The sequence below is a fragment of the uncultured Aquimarina sp. genome (assembly GCF_947492405.1).
GTDB lineage: Bacteria > Bacteroidota > Bacteroidia > Flavobacteriales > Flavobacteriaceae > Aquimarina.
This window is the reverse complement of sequence record NZ_CANLMP010000002.1, coordinates 159,847-175,844: the sequence shown is the minus strand read 5'-3', so window position 1 is coordinate 175,844 and position 15,998 is coordinate 159,847. Positions and strand designations below refer to the sequence as shown.

General features: G+C 34.7%; 13 protein-coding genes and 1 tRNA gene. All 14 read left to right on the top strand.

Annotated elements, in window-relative coordinates:
- The 14 genes from Q0829_RS07135 to Q0829_RS07070 all read left to right on the top strand — a co-directional run bounded on the left by Q0829_RS07135 (position 1) and on the right by Q0829_RS07070 (position 15,337).
- Entirely contained in the window at positions 1-1,941 is a 1,941-nt protein-coding gene (locus Q0829_RS07135; RefSeq protein ID WP_298541482.1) for a penicillin-binding protein, read from the top strand.
- Entirely contained in the window at positions 1,938-3,401 is a 1,464-nt protein-coding gene (locus tag Q0829_RS07130; RefSeq protein ID WP_298541481.1) for a UDP-N-acetylmuramoyl-L-alanyl-D-glutamate--2,6-diaminopimelate ligase, read from the top strand. Before Q0829_RS07135 ends, Q0829_RS07130 begins: the two co-directional genes overlap by 4 nt.
- Positions 3,402-3,455: 54 nt before the next feature.
- Positions 3,456-4,685 (top strand): phospho-N-acetylmuramoyl-pentapeptide-transferase, encoded by a 1,230-nt coding sequence (mraY, locus tag Q0829_RS07125; protein ID WP_298541480.1) that lies wholly within the window; start codon positions 3,456-3,458, stop codon positions 4,683-4,685.
- Between the two features lie 38 nt (positions 4,686-4,723).
- On the top strand, positions 4,724-5,077 hold the full coding sequence (locus Q0829_RS07120) for a four helix bundle protein (protein ID WP_298541479.1): 354 nt from the start codon (positions 4,724-4,726) through the stop codon (positions 5,075-5,077).
- A gap of 14 nt (positions 5,078-5,091) precedes the next feature.
- Positions 5,092-6,429 carry a UDP-N-acetylmuramoyl-L-alanine--D-glutamate ligase gene (gene murD / locus Q0829_RS07115; RefSeq protein WP_298542764.1) on the top strand — a complete coding sequence of 446 codons (1,338 nt, stop codon included), beginning with the start codon at positions 5,092-5,094 and terminating at the stop codon, positions 6,427-6,429.
- 60 nt (positions 6,430-6,489) lie between these two features.
- Positions 6,490-7,722, top strand: a complete 1,233-nt coding sequence (locus Q0829_RS07110) for an FtsW/RodA/SpoVE family cell cycle protein (RefSeq protein WP_298541477.1) — start codon at positions 6,490-6,492, stop codon at positions 7,720-7,722.
- The gene (murG, locus tag Q0829_RS07105; protein WP_298541475.1) at positions 7,719-8,831 is read left to right on the top strand and encodes an undecaprenyldiphospho-muramoylpentapeptide beta-N-acetylglucosaminyltransferase; all 1,113 of its coding nucleotides are present in this window, start codon (positions 7,719-7,721) and stop codon (positions 8,829-8,831) included. The genes Q0829_RS07110 and murG overlap by 4 nt, the downstream gene beginning before the upstream one ends.
- A 3-nt stretch (positions 8,832-8,834) precedes the next feature.
- On the top strand, positions 8,835-10,184 hold the full coding sequence (gene murC, locus Q0829_RS07100) for a UDP-N-acetylmuramate--L-alanine ligase (protein ID WP_298541474.1): 1,350 nt from the start codon (positions 8,835-8,837) through the stop codon (positions 10,182-10,184).
- A complete protein-coding gene (locus tag Q0829_RS07095; RefSeq protein ID WP_298541473.1) occupies positions 10,181-10,897 on the top strand; it encodes a hypothetical protein in 717 nt (238 codons plus the stop codon). The genes murC and Q0829_RS07095 overlap by 4 nt, the downstream gene beginning before the upstream one ends.
- A 7-nt stretch (positions 10,898-10,904) precedes the next feature.
- Positions 10,905-12,254 carry a cell division protein FtsA gene (ftsA, locus tag Q0829_RS07090; protein ID WP_298541472.1) on the top strand — a complete coding sequence of 450 codons (1,350 nt, stop codon included), beginning with the start codon at positions 10,905-10,907 and terminating at the stop codon, positions 12,252-12,254.
- A gap of 79 nt (positions 12,255-12,333) precedes the next feature.
- Positions 12,334-14,331, top strand: a complete 1,998-nt coding sequence (gene ftsZ, locus Q0829_RS07085; protein ID WP_298541471.1) for a cell division protein FtsZ — start codon at positions 12,334-12,336, stop codon at positions 14,329-14,331.
- 152 nt (positions 14,332-14,483) lie between these two features.
- On the top strand, positions 14,484-14,933 hold the full coding sequence (locus tag Q0829_RS07080) for a GatB/YqeY domain-containing protein (protein WP_298541470.1): 450 nt from the start codon (positions 14,484-14,486) through the stop codon (positions 14,931-14,933).
- A gap of 92 nt (positions 14,934-15,025) precedes the next feature.
- Positions 15,026-15,283 carry a GIY-YIG nuclease family protein gene (locus Q0829_RS07075; protein ID WP_298541468.1) on the top strand — a complete coding sequence of 86 codons (258 nt, stop codon included), beginning with the start codon at positions 15,026-15,028 and terminating at the stop codon, positions 15,281-15,283.
- A tRNA-Arg gene (locus Q0829_RS07070) sits at positions 15,261-15,337 on the top strand. The genes Q0829_RS07075 and Q0829_RS07070 overlap by 23 nt, the downstream gene beginning before the upstream one ends.
- Positions 15,338-15,998: the final 661 nt, after the last annotated feature.

Below are 15,998 nucleotides of genomic sequence, written 5' to 3'. Positions count from 1 at the left end.
ATGTTCATCTTCGCAATTTTAGTTGTGGTGAAACTGGCAAAAACACAATTTGTAGAAGGTGATATGTATCGAGCTAAAGGAGAACAGCGTGTTTTCAAAACATTCGATATACCAGCAAATCGTGGCAATTTATACGATAGCAAAGGTAACTTATTGGCTACATCCGTACCTAAGTATGATATCCGTTTTGATGCAGTTACCGTAACAGACAAAGATTTTAGAGAAAATATTACAGAGTTGTCTAAGGCATTGTCAAAAGAGTTTGGTAAGTCTGCAGAACATTACGATGATGTATTACGAAGAGCTCGAGACAATAAAAATAGATACTTTTTAATTCGAAGAAATCTGGGGTATTCTCAGTACATGCGTGTTAAAAACTTTCCTTTGTTGAAGTATGGGGCGAACCGAGGAGGGTTGATCGTAGAACAGCGAACAATTCGAGAGCATCCGATTGGGAAAATAGCAGAAAGAACCGTTGGGTATGAACGCCGCGATGATCAAGGATATTATACTCGAGTTGGTCTGGAAGGTGCATATGGTCCTTTTTTAAGAGGAAAAGAAGGGAAACGTAAAAAACAAAAAATCGCAAAAAATCAATGGAAACCTATTGGAGATGCTAATGAAGTAGAGCCTCAAGATGGATATGATGTGATTTCTACAATAGATGTGAATGTTCAGGATATCACTCATCATGCTTTGTTAGCACAATTAGAAAAGTTTGAAGCAGAACACGGAACTGTTGTGGTAATGGAAACCAGAACTGGAGAAATAAAAGCAATTTCTAATCTTGGTCGAACTAAATCGGGTAAATATTACGAGAAATTGAATTATGCGGTAGGTGAATCTCACGAACCAGGATCAACATTTAAACTAATGGCTATGGTAGCAGCTTTAGAGGATAAAGTTATCGATTCTAGCTATGTGGTAGATACAGAAAATGGGCGTGTAAAATTTTATGATAGAGTTGTAAAAGATTCTAAATGGGGAGGATATGGGAAAATATCTGCAGCAAAAGCATTTGAATTATCATCAAACACTGCTTTTGCAAAGATAATTGACGAAAATTATAAGAGTGATCCTAAGAAGTTTGTGAATCGATTAATGAATATGGGGTTACATAAAACCTTAGGCTTATCCATTAAAGGTGAAGGTAAACCAAAAATTCCTTATCCAGGAGATAAAGATTGGTATGGTACTACATTACCATGGATGGCACATGGATATGGTGTTGCAATAACTCCACTTCAAACATTAGCTTTCTATAATGCAATAGCCAATAATGGAGAGATGGTAAAACCCAGATTCATAAAAGAAGTGAAAGCTTGGGATAAGACTAGAGAAAGATTTGATAAAGAGGTGCTTAATCCTGCAATATGCTCTAAAGAAACAGCAAAGATTGTACAGGAAATGATGAAAAATGTAGTGATTAGAGGAACAGCGGATAATATACAGACTGAGAATTTTCAGATTGCCGGAAAAACAGGTACATGTTGGGGTAATTATGGAAAAGCTAAAGAAAGAGAGTATATATCTTCTTTTGCAGGATATTTTCCTGCAGAAGATCCTAGATATTCTTGTATCGTAGTTATTCATAAGCCTAATAAGGAAAAAGGATACTACGGAAATATTGTTGCAGCTCCGGTTTTTAAAACAATAGCTTTAAAAGTTTATAACGATATACCAGTTGTGGATGAGGTGTCTCCTGGTATAGTTGAAAGCCAAGAAATATCAAAGAGCTATGAAGAATATTTTCAGAAAGCAAGAAAGTATAAAACTATAATGCCAAACTTAAAAGGGATGCCCGCTATGGATGTTATTTCACTTTTAGAAAATATGGGATTAAAAGTAGAGGTAAAAGGCTCGGGCAAAGTAAAGAGTCAATCGATAGAACCAGGAACCAAAGTACAAACCAATCAAACTATTAGAATAGAGTTATCGTGATCGAGTTAAAAGATATTTTATATAAAGTCCCTATGGATGCTGTTGTAGGAAACACAACTACAAGCATCAAAAAGGTTGAATTCGATTCAAGAAAAGTCGAGCAGAATGACGTGTTTGTTGCGATTAAGGGAACTGTAGTAGATGGTCATGATTACATAGAAAAAGCTATTGACCAAGGTGCAATAGCTATCATATGCGAAACCATGCCCGAATTTTTGATTGACGGTTTAGTATATGTTCAGGTAGAGGATGCGCAGAGAGCACTGGCTATTATCGCAGCTAACTACTATGGATCTCCATCAGAGAATTTAAAACTTGTTGGAGTTACAGGTACTAACGGAAAAACAACTATAGCTACTTTGTTGTATCAACTTTTTAAAAAAGCTGGTTATAAAGTAGGTTTGTTGTCAACTGTGAAAATCCTTGTAGATGATTTGGAGTATAAAGCAACACATACAACACCAGATTCTTTAACAATAAACTACTACCTAAAAGAAATGAATGATACTGGTGTAGAGTATTGTTTTATGGAAGTAAGCTCTCATGGAATTGATCAGAAGCGTACTGCTGGATTGGTATTTGAAGGAGGGGTTTTTACGAATCTCTCTCATGATCATCTTGATTATCACAATACCTTTAAAGAGTATAGGGATGTAAAAAAAGTGTTCTTTGATGAATTAGGTAATAAGGCATTTGCATTAACTAATAAAGATGATAAAAATGGAAGCTTTATGCTTCAAAACACGAAGGCTAAACAATATACATATGCACTAAAATCGTATGCAGATTTTAGAGGGCAAATTCTAGAGAATAGTCTTGGAGGTCTACTGTTGAAGATAAACGATAATGATGTTTGGACAAGACTGATAGGCAGTTTTAATGCTTATAATCTGTTAGCAATTTTTGGAACAGCAGAATTATTAGGACTTGAAACATTAGAAATTTTACAACTATTAAGTGATTTGGAAAGCGTTAGCGGAAGATTTCAATATCTAATTTCTGATAAAAAAATTACTGCTATAGTTGATTATGCTCACACACCAGATGCACTGAAGAATGTATTAGAGACTATCAATGATATACGAACTAATAATGAAGCCTTAATTACTGTAGTTGGTTGCGGAGGGGATAGAGATAAAGGGAAAAGACCAGTAATGGGTAATATCGCTACAACACTAAGTAATAAAGTAGTTTTTACAAGTGATAATCCAAGGACAGAGAATCCAGAACAAATTATTGAGGATATAGAGAAAGGGGTTGAGCCACAGAATTATAAGAAAATAATATCAATTACCGATAGAAAGCAAGCCATAAGAACCGCTTGTCAATTTGCAGAAGAAAACGATATTATTTTGATAGCAGGCAAGGGTCACGAAACCTATCAGGAGATAAATGGAGAGCGAATAGATTTTAATGATTTTGAAATAGTAAAAGAAGAACTAAAAAAAATAGGAAAATAAATAAATCCTTTCTGTTGTGTTCGGTTTAGAACGGATATAAAGGTGAAGATATATATGCTATATTATTTGTTTCAATATTTAGAAAGTGAGTACCAATTTCCTGGAGCATCTTTGTTTCAGTTTATCACATTTAGAGCAGCAATGGCAATTATTCTATCGCTATTGATTTCTACTATTTATGGTAAACGAATTATAAGTTTTCTGCAGAAAAAACAAATGGGCGAAAGCATTAGAGAACTTGGTTTGGATGGACAGGCAGAAAAAGCGGGTACTCCAACTATGGGTGGTATTATAATAATTTTGGCTACACTAGTTCCTGCACTACTTTTTGCTAAGCTTGACAATATTTATATCATTCTCTTGATCATAACTACTTTGTGGATGGGTGTTATTGGTTTTACGGATGATTATCTGAAAATAAAAAAGAAAGATAAGGAAGGATTAGCAGGAAGATTTAAAGTAATTGGTCAAGTAGGTCTTGGTCTTATTGTTGGATGTACTATGTATTTTCATGAGGATATTACCATCAAAGAAGAAAAGACTATTTCCGATATAGAACAAGTCGTATCAGTAGAAGGTGAATCTGAATTTAATCCGGCTGTTAAATCTACAAAAACAACTATTCCTTTTTTCAAGGATAATGAATTTGATTATTCAAGTTTGATTACTTGGATTAATCCTGATTTGGCAAAGTATGCTTGGTTGGTCTTTATACCAATTGTGATTTTTATTGTAACAGCGGTTTCTAATGGAGCAAACCTTACAGATGGAATTGATGGATTAGCAGCAGGTTCTTCTGCGATTATCGTGCTTACACTAGCTTTATTTGCCTGGGTATCAGGTAATATTGTCTTTTCTGATTATCTAAATGTAATGTATATCCCCAACTCTGGTGAGATGACGATTTATATAGCTGCATTTGCAGGTGCTTTGGTAGGATTTTTATGGTATAACACCTATCCGGCACAAGTTTTCATGGGAGATACAGGTAGCTTGACAATAGGCGGGATAATAGCTGTAATAGCAATTGCAATACGTAAAGAATTTTTGATTCCGATTGTATGCGGAATCTTTTTTATAGAAACCTTATCGGTTATGATGCAGGTAAGTTGGTTTAAATATACCAGAAAAAAATATGGAGAAGGAAGAAGGATATTTTTAATGTCACCATTACATCATCATTATCAGAAAAAAGGAATTCATGAAAGTAAGATTGTAGCGAGATTCTGGATTATTGGAATTTTTCTAGCAATAATTGCTGTTATTACCTTAAAAGTCAGATAAGAATTTAAGATATGAGAGAGATTTTAGATTAACGATTTGTGAAAGAAGTATTAAAAAATAGAACAAAGAGGTTTGCAATTGATTGTTGGCACTTATGTGGAAAGTTTCCAGTAACAAGAGAATATGATGCTTTTTGTAGACAATTGATTAGATGTTCAAGCTCTGTTGGAGCTAATTATAGAGCGGCTTGTAGAGCCAAATCTGATGCTGATTTCATACATAAATTAAAAATTGTTGAGGAAGAGGCAGATGAGTGCATGTACTTTTTGGAGATCTTTTTTGAAATATCACAAAAAGAACATCAAGAAATAAAAAGGTTGTTGGCTGAAGCAAATGAATTATTATCAATAGTTGTTGCTTCAATAAAAACAATGAGAAATCGTAAATCGTGAATCGTAATTCAAAAATTAAAAAACGACTTGTCGTTTTAGGAGCTGGAGAAAGTGGAGTGGGGACTGCTATTTTGGGAAAGAAGGAAGGGTTCGACGTATTTGTTTCTGATAAAGGAATGATTACAGATACATATAAAGAAGTTCTTAGAAATTTTGAAATCGAATGGGAAGAGCAAAAGCATACTGAAGATAAAATTCTGAATGCTGATATAGTAATGAAAAGCCCTGGAATTCCGGATAAAGTAGTGATGATTAAAAAACTACTGGAGAAAGGAATACCTGTGGTGTCAGAAATTGAATTTGCTTCAGAGTTTACATCTGCTAAAATTGTTGGAATAACCGGAAGTAACGGTAAAACAACTACCACAATGCTTACACATCACGTGCTTAAAGATGGGGGGTTGGATGTGAGTATGGCAGGGAATATCGGAGATAGTTTTGCAAAGCAAGTGGCAGAAAATGATACTCCATATTATGTGCTGGAGTTGAGTAGTTTTCAACTTGATGGTATTAAAAAATTTGCGCCGCATATTGCAGTACTGACAAATATTACACCTGATCATTTGGATCGATATGAATATAAGTTTGAAAATTATATCGCTTCAAAATTTAGGATTACAATGAATCAAACAGAAAGTGACTATTTCATCTATGATGGGGATGATGAAGTAATTACAAAATATATAGAAGAGCATCCTATTCGTTCAAAATTATTACCATTTTCATTAAAGAAAAAGGTGAGAAATGGAGCGTATTTGGAAGGAGAAAATATAAAAATAACAATAGACAACAACGAATTTATCATGCCAACAAAAAATTTAGCATTAAAAGGAAATCACAACGTTAAGAATGCAATGGCGGCAGCCACGGTATCACAATTATTGAAAATTAGAAAGACTACAATACGTGAATGTCTTGAAAATTTTCACGGAGTTGAGCACCGTCTCGAGAATGTACTCAAAATAAACAATGTGCAGTATGTGAATGATTCTAAGGCAACAAATGTTAATGCTACTTTTTATGCACTAGATGCTATGAAATCAGCAACAGTGTGGATCGTTGGTGGTGTTGATAAAGGAAATGATTATACAGAGTTGTATCCGTTGGTTAACGAAAAAGTAAAAGCAATTATTTGTTTAGGAGTAGATAATACCAAGATAATTAATGCTTTTGGTAATTGTGTAGATAATATAGTAGAGACGCAATCTATGAAAGAAGCTGTTAATATGGCCTATAAAATTGCAGAGCGTAATGAGAATGTGTTGTTGTCACCGGCTTGTGCAAGTTTTGATCTTTTTAAAAACTATGAAGAAAGAGGAAGGCAATTTAAAGAAGCGGTAAGAGAATTATAATTGATTAGTAAGGTAGCGTTGAATAAATAATTCAAATAAAAAATAAGTAATAATATAAAAGTGACAAAGGTTTTAAAAAATATAAAAGGAGATAAGGTAATATGGGCAATCGTCGCGCTATTGGCTTTGTTTTCATTTCTGCCAGTATATAGTGCTAGTAGTAATTTAGCATATTTATATGGAGATGGAAATACTTTTGTGTTTTTAGTAAAGCATTTTGCACATTTGCTTTTGGGGTTTGGTATTATGTACTGGGTTCATAAGATCCCGTATCACTATTTTAAGGGACTTTCTATTATCATGTTACCCGTCGTAGTTATCTTGTTGTTGTTTACTATGGCTCAGAATAATACAATAGGCGGAGCAAATGCTAGTAGGTGGATTCGTCTTCCTTTTGTGGGGGTTACCTTTCAGACATCTACCTTAGCAGCTGTGGTGCTAATGGCATATGTAGCTAGATATTTGTCGAAAATTAAAGATAAGAAAATAACTTTTAAAGAGTCTTTGATCCCGCTTTGGTTGCCTGTTTTTATAATTCTTATGTTGATATTGCCAGCTAACTTTTCTACTGCAGCGATTCTTTTCTCTATGGTAATTATGTTGGTGTTCCTGGGAGGATATCCCTTAAGACATATTTTTGTAGTGCTTGGAACAGGTTTATTAGCGCTGACATTTTTTATTTTAACAGCTAAGGCCTTTCCCGATGCTTTTCCGAATAGAGTTGATACTTGGGTGAGTAGAGCGGAAAACTTTTTTAATGATAAAGATACTCCAGAAGATTATCAGATAGAACGTGCCAAAATTGCGATAGCGAGAGGTGGTGTAATGGGAAAAGGCCCAGGTAAAAGTGTGCAAAGAAACTTTTTGCCACAATCTTCATCTGATTTTATTTATGCCATAATTATTGAAGAATGGGGATTAGTTGGAGGTGTTTTTCTAATGTTTCTCTATTTAATGCTTTTATTTAGATTGGTCATCGTTGCTCATAAAAGCTCTGATGTATTTGGTAAATTACTAGTAATCGGGGTAGGATTACCTATTGTTTTTCAGGCATTGATTAATATGGCAGTTGCTGTAGAATTATTTCCAGTGACTGGTCAGACACTTCCTCTAGTTAGTAGTGGAGGGACATCGATTTGGATGACATGTATGGCAATAGGAATGGTATTAAGTATAAGTAGTAGTAGAGAGGAGATGTTAGCATCAGATCAGTCTGGCTTTAGTAGTGAAAAGAAGGATGATTTAAATATAAAAGAAGAAAATCCATTAGAGGTTTTGAGTGAAGCAATATGAAGCAACAACCAAGAATCATACTATCGGGTGGAGGTACAGGAGGACATATTTATCCTGCAATTTCTATTGCCAATGAATTAAAGAATAGATATCCTGAAGCTTCTATATTGTTTGTAGGTGCCAAAGATCGCATGGAAATGCAAAAAGTTCCGCAAGCAGGGTATGAGATAGAAGGTTTATGGATTAGCGGAATTCAGCGTAAGTTGTCGTTGAGCAATTTGTTGTTTCCTTTTAAATTATTGAGTAGTCTTTGGAAGTCCAAAAAAATTATTAAAAATTTTAATCCAGATATAGTAATCGGTACAGGAGGTTTTGCCAGTGGGCCATTATTGAAAATGGCAAATTCAGCAAAGATCCCAACAGTACTTCAGGAACAAAATTCGTTTCCAGGTATTACCAATAAATGGCTGGCAAAAGATGCGGATAAAATATGTGTAGCCTATGATGATATGGAACGCTTTTTTCCAAAAGATAAAATTATAAAGACAGGAAATCCAGTTCGTCAGGATTTACTGGAGATAAACAGTAAGAGAAAGGGCGCAATTTCTAAGTACAATCTTGATCCAGAAAAGAAAACAGTTCTTATTATAGGCGGAAGTCTTGGAGCTAGAAGAATTAATCAGCTAATAGAAAAAGAACTTGAATTTTTTGCAAAGAAAGAAGTTCAAATACTCTGGCAATGTGGTAAGTTATATTACAATGAGTATAAAAAGTATGATGCTAATAAAGATGTGCAAGTGCATCAGTTTCTGGATACTATGGATATAGCATATGCTGCTGCTGATGCGATTGTTTCAAGAGCTGGAGCTAGTTCTGTTTCAGAGTTATGTATTGTGGCAAAGCCAACATTGTTTATTCCATCACCTAATGTAGCAGAAGATCATCAAACTAAGAATGCGAATGCGATCGTAAGTCAAAAAGGAGCTAAGATGTTAAAAGAAAGTGAGCTGGATGAAAAGTTTCAGAAAACGATCACTCAATTATTAGAATCTGAAGCTATGCAAATAAAATTGACCCACGCAATAAAAAAAATGGCATTGCCCAATGCAACCAAAGATATTGTAAATGAAATCGAACAGATAATAAGTAAAGAAAAGGTAGAAAATTGAGGAATGAATAAGGGCTTAAAAGACATAAATAATATATATTTTATCGGTATCGGTGGTATCGGAATGAGTGCTCTTGCACGATATTTTAAGTTTTTGGGTAAAAATGTAGCTGGATATGATAAAACACCAACTCAGATTACTTCGGGTTTAGAAGAATTGAGGATTGAGATTCATTTTAGGGATGACATTACCGCAATACCTGAATTATTTTTAAATCCTGATGAAACACTAATTATATACACTCCAGCAATTCCAGCGAATCATACAGAATTGAACTATGTGAAAAACAATGGGTTTTCGATTAAGAAAAGAGCCGAGGTTTTAGGGATTATTACCAAAAACACCTACACCTTGGCGGTGGCAGGTACTCATGGAAAAACAACTACGACAGCAATTTTGGCTCATCTGTTAAAAGAAAGTGGAGCAAAAGTAACAGCTTTTTTAGGCGGTATAAGTGAAAACTATAATTCAAACCTTATACTAGAAGGAAATGAAGTAGTAGTTGTAGAAGCAGATGAATTTGATAGATCGTTTTTACAACTCTATCCAGACATTACTGCGGTTACATCTATGGATGCAGATCATCTAGATATTTATAAAAAAGCCAATGCACTAGAAGAATCATTTAAAGAATTTTCATCTAGAGCAAAAGATCATCTTTTGGTTTGTAATGGATTACCTATTTCTGGTAATACATACGGAATAGAAGATGATTCTGATTATTGTGCTCAAAATGTACGGATTGATAATGGTACATATATTTTTGATTTAAAAACACCAACTCAACTCATCAAGGATTTGCATTTAAACCTGCCAGGTAAACACAACTTGTTAAATGCTACAACAGCCTTTGCTATGGCATTGCTATACGGCTCCCCGACCGCTGCCTTAGCAAAGGCTTTATTTTCTTTTAAAGGAGTTCAGAGACGTTTTAGTTATCAGATTAAATCCGATGATTTAGTCTATGTAGATGATTATGCCCATCATCCAACAGAGATTAATGCATTACATCAGGCTATAAGGGAGATGCATCCTGGTAAAGAAGTGTTAGCAATTTTTCAACCTCATTTGTATAGCAGGACGCAGGATTTTGCAATTGAGTTTGCAGAAAGCCTTAGTCAATTCGATGAATTGTTATTGTTGGATATATACCCAGCAAGAGAGTTACCGATTGAAGGTGTGACCTCAGAATGGTTGCTGGAAATGATAAACTTAGAAAATAAAAAAATAGTTAATAAAAATAATTTAATAAAGGAAATTTTGAAAAGTAATGCTCAGGTTATTACAACCATTGGAGCAGGTGATATAGGAGAAGAGGTAACGAATATAAAACAAGCATTATTGGCGTTATGAAGAAGATTTTGATATATGCGAAATTTGTAGGTCTTGTTGCTTTGATAGCATTTCTTTTTGCTTTTACAGGCAGTAGAAATGATAGTAGAAAGATCAAAGAAGTAGAAATAGAATTTGTCGAAGAGCAGAATCCATACGTAAATGAATTAACGGTTAATAAATTGTTAATACAAAATCAAGTGGGAGTGACGGACGTAGGTAAAGAAATTTTAGTTTTGAATATTGTAGAGAAGGGGCTGGATGCACACAAAATGATTGAAGATTCAGATGTGTATCTTACTGTAAACGGACAACTTAAGGCAAGAATCAAGCAGCGTACTCCAATAGCTAGGGTGAATGCGGTTGTTCCTTTTTATGTAGATATCACGGGTAATACGATGCCGTTGTCGGATAATTATTCAGCTCATGTTCCTCTGGTTAGTAATGTTTCAGAACGAGAAGTTTCTGAAATTTTCCCATTGTTAAGAAAAATTCAACAAGATGAGTTTTTAAAAAAACATGTGGTTAGTGTATATAGAAACCAGAGTGGAGATTATGAGTTAGGATTAAGAGTGTATGCTTTTAAAGTAGTTTTTGGTAAAGTAGAACAATTGGATAGTAAGGTGAAAAATTTTAAAGCTTTTTATCAAAAAGCTTTAAAAGACCAGAGCCTGGATAAATATAAAAAAGTCAGTTTACAGTTTAGAAACCAAGTTGTGTGTACAATAAAATAATACCAATATGGGAAGAGAAGAGAATGAAATAGCGGTAGGATTAGACATAGGAACAACAAAGATTGTTGCTATGGTGGGGAGATATAATGAGTATGGAAAGATGGAAGTATTGGGTGTTGGTAAATCCAAAAGCCTTGGTGTACACCGTGGTGTGGTAAATAATATTACCCAGACGATACAATCAATTCAGCAAGCTGTTCAAGAAGCAGAAAGCGTTTCTGGAGTTAAAATAAGTGAAGTAACGGTAGGTATTGCTGGTCAACATATAAGAAGTTTACAGCATAGCGATTATATCACACGCCCTAATGCAGATGCAGTTATTGACGAAGAAGATATTGATACACTATGTAATCAGGTGCACAAATTAGTAATGTTACCAGGTGAAGAAATTTTACATGTGTTGCCACAAGAATACAAAGTAGATGGTCAAGCAGAAATAAAAGAACCTGTAGGGATGTACGGAGGGCGATTAGAGGCTAATTTTCACGTAGTGGTTGGTCAGGTAACTTCTATTCGTAATATCGGGAGATGCGTAAAAAGTTCTGGATTAGAATTGTCAGATGTAACCTTGGAACCCTTAGCGTCTGCTAATGCTGTCCTAAGTCAGGAAGAAAAAGAAGCAGGTGTAGCATTAATTGATATAGGAGGTGGTACAACAGATTTAGCCATTTTTAAAGATGGAATTATTCGTCATACTGCGGTTATTCCTTTTGGTGGAAATGTGATTACTGAAGATATTAAAGAAGGTTGCTCTATTATAGAAAAACAAGCAGAATTGCTTAAGATCAAATTTGGATCAGCATGGCCTGGAGAAAATAAAGACAATGAGATTGTTTCAATTCCAGGATTAAGAGGAAGAGAACCAAAAGAGATTACACTAAAAAACTTATCTAAAATTATACACGCACGTGTTGTGGAAATTATAGAACAAGTTTTTTTAGAAATCAAAAACTATGGGCATGAGTCGCCTAAGAAAAAATTAATTGCAGGTATCGTTTTGACAGGTGGAGGATCTCAACTAAAACACCTAAAGCAATTAGTAGAATATATTACAGGTATGGATACCCGTATCGGATATCCTAATGAGCATCTGGCAGGTAATAGCGATCCAGAAACTACAAGTCCTATGTACGCAACTGCAGTAGGATTAGTCATGGATAGCCTAGTACATATCAGTAAACAGAAAAAAGCGGCTATAAAAGAAGCTATTGTAGAAGAGGAGATAAAAGAAGAAACCGCATCGATCGCAGGAGAAGGTATCGAAGAGGAAAAACCTGTAATTGATAACAGACCTAGAAAAAATATTCTAGAGAAATGGACAGAGAAGTTCAAGGAGTTTTTGGATAATGCAGAATAGTTGGAAAGTTATATAGTTCAGTTTTGAACATAAAAAGATAGTAAGAAATAAAAGTAAGAGAACAAGAAAATTAGCAATTATGAGTAACAATGAGGAGTTCGAGAACATTTCTTTTGATTTACCCAAGAATCAATCAAATGTAATTAAAGTTATTGGAGTTGGAGGAGGTGGTAGTAATGCCATTAATCACATGTTCCAGCAGGGAATCAAAGGTGTTGATTTCGTTATTTGTAATACTGATGCACAAGCATTAGAAAATAGTCCTATTCCGAATAAGATACAGTTGGGAGTGTCTCTTACAGAAGGATTAGGTGCAGGAGCAAATCCTGAAGTAGGAGAACAGTCTGCAGTAGAAAGCTACGAAGAAATCAAAAGAATGCTGGATACCAATACCAAAATGATATTTATCACCGCTGGTATGGGGGGAGGAACTGGTACTGGAGCAGCACCGATCATTGCTAAAATGGCAAGAGAATTAGATATTCTTACAGTCGGTATCGTTACAATTCCATTTCAGTTCGAAGGAAAAATGCGTAACGAACAAGCACAGTTAGGTGTAGAAAAACTACGTGCACATGTAGATTCTTTAGTAGTTATTAATAATAATAAATTACGCGAAGTATATGGTAATTTAGGTTTTAAAGCTGGTTTCTCTAAGGCAGATGAAGTATTAGCTACAGCATCCAGAGGAATCGCTGAAGTGATAACACATCACTATACACAGAATATTGATTTACGTGATGCTAAAACTGTACTTAGTAATAGTGGTACGGCAATCATGGGGTCAGCTAATGCCTCTGGTGCAAAACGTGCTCACGATGCTATTGTAAAAGCATTAGACTCACCATTACTTAATGATAATAAAATTACCGGTGCTAAAAATGTATTATTATTAATAGTTTCTGGAAAAGAAGAAATTACTATTGATGAGATAGGAGAAATTAATGATCACATTCAGCAAGAAGCAGGTCATGGTGCCAATATCATTATGGGTGTTGGAGAAGATGAATCACTAGAAGATGCAATTTCTGTAACAGTAATAGCAACAGGTTTTGATGTAGAACAACAAGATGAAATTGTAAATACTGAGACAAAAAGGATCATTCATACTTTAGAAGAGGAACAAAGAGCGACAACTCAGGATTTAACTCCTAAGTCGACATCTAGAACTACTCCAATAATAGCACCTGTAACTCAGAAAGAAGAGGTAAAAGAAGAGCCTATAATTAAGCACGAATTGATTGAGGAAGAGGAAGAAGATATCAAAGAATCTTTATTATTGCCTACCACTGAGTTTTTGAAAAATTTGGATGTGGTAGATGCGGAAGTAGTAAACCCATTCTCAACAGATAATGATTTTGTAATCATTAATGCTCAGGATATTATAAACCAAATTGAGGTAAACGATGCTAATGAAGTAGCTGCTGCAGAAAACGAACAGGAAAAAGAAGATCAGTTTACCTTGGCATTTGATATGCCGGTAAGCGGAAACCAGGAAGAAAGTAACCCGCCTACTACTAAGGAAAGCATACCTCCAATTGCTAAAAAAGAAGAAGATGAAAAACCAATTGTTTTTGATCTTACTGATGATATTTTAGAAGTAGAGGTTAATGAACCAATAGAAGTTGTTCCGGTAACTGAGGCTGAAATAGGTGGTGTTCGTAAGTATAGTCTTGAGGAATACATGGAAGAAGAAAAGAGATTAACTGAGGCTAAACCTGAAACTCAGGTAATAGAAGAGGATAAAGAAGTAGTTTTCGAGAAGAAAACCATTGCTCCAGCCGAAGAATCAGAACCTTCAGAAAATGCTGATCCAATAGATCAACCAATTTCTGAAACTTTAAAAGCCAGAGCTGCAGAGCGTAGAGCTAAAATGAAGGAGTTTAATTATAAGTTTAGAAATAATGCATCTAATATTGATGATATCGAGAAAGAACCTGCATATAAGCGTGCAGGACTAGATGTAGACTCTAAACCAGGATCGTCAGAATTATCAAGAACTTCTTTAGGGACTGATAGTAATGATGATATTCAATTAAGAAAAAATAATTCTTTTCTACATGATAATGTAGATTAATCATTTATCATTCCAGCCCTTCGACAACTCAGAATAAATGAAAGACTGGAATCCAAAATTTAACAGTATTGTGTAAACTAAACCGATAATCTAAAATGGATTATCGGTTTATTTTTTATCTTCGCAATCCAAAAGATTAAAACCGATTATCTATGAGTTTACAGGCAAAAGTAATGACTGCTATGAAAGAAGCAATGAAAGCTAAAGATACTAATGCTTTGACATCATTGCGTGCTATTAAATCTGCAATTTTATTAGCTCAGACTGAGAGTGGAGCTAAAGAAGAATTGACAGAGGATCAGGAATTGAAACTATTACAAAAGCAGGTGAAACAACGTAAGGATAGTGCAGCTATTTTTACAGAGCAGGGAAGAGATGATTTGGCGCAACCAGAATTGGACCAGGCAAAAGTAATTGAGCAATTTTTACCGGAGCAAATGAGTGAAGCAGAAATAGAAGCAGTAGTTGTTGATATAATTGCTAAAACAGGTGCTGCAGGAATGAAAGATATGGGTAAGGTAATGGGAATGGCATCTGGACAACTAGCCGGTAAAGCTGATGGAAAAACGATTTCTACCATTGTAAAAGCTAAATTATCGTAAAGATTTTTAATAGGCCCAGTGGCGCAACTAAATACCCTCCCGATCCGAACTGACGTTAGTTTCGTTTGGGCGGGGCGCATAAAACGAATAGTATGTATTATGTGTATGTTCTTTATAGTGTGGATTACGACAAATATTATATAGGTATGACAGATAATTTGGACAGAAGGTTATTTGAGCATAACTTAGGAAAAACACAGTCAACTAAGGCATTTAAACCTTGGAAGATAGTTTTAAAAGAAGTTTTTGAAACTCGACAAGAAGCAAGGATTAGAGAGAAATATCTCAAGTCTGCTGCGGGAAGAAGATGGAGGAAACAACATATTAGGCCGTGTGGCGCAACTGAATAGCGCATCAGATTTCGGCTCTGAGGGTTGGGGGTTTGAATCCCTCCACGGTCACCACAGGGGACAAGTGAAAACTTCACTTGTCCTTTTTTATTTTAATTACTGATAATCAAGGTCTTAAGATAATTGTGATAGGGTTCGGCAAAATTTGTTTAAATTTTAATTTAAGTAAAACATATTTTAAGTGGTTGTTTTTTAGTGTTTTAGGAGGTTTGAATCCTTTCAGAGGTCATGTTATGGAAAAGAAGTTAAGTATAACCTATTGTAGAAAAGTTTTAGAAAAATCTGGTAGAGAAAATCTCACCGATGAGCAGGTTGAACGCATACGTGATGCTCTATATGTAATTGCTGATGTTCAGATAAATTATTCCAAATCTAGGGAAGGGTTTGAATAGTAAATTCACAATACCTATAAGAATTAGATATGTTACTAGCGGGAAACCTGCAATCAAATTTGAAACCATTAAAACTGATCAATTAGCACTGTTCTGCTAAATCCTTAGATCAAGTTCAGGTTATAATAGAGTGTATATGGAAAAAACTTGTTCCAAATAAAACTTCTGATAGCCAGAAAACTAGATTAAAAGATAATAGAACTTATTTAGTCTCAGTCAGATTTAAATTATTATATCAACAAAATATTGTAACTGAAAAACAATATGAGTATTTAAGTTTATTACGCCGATATAGAAACTAACTAATCCATTCAGGAAAAGAA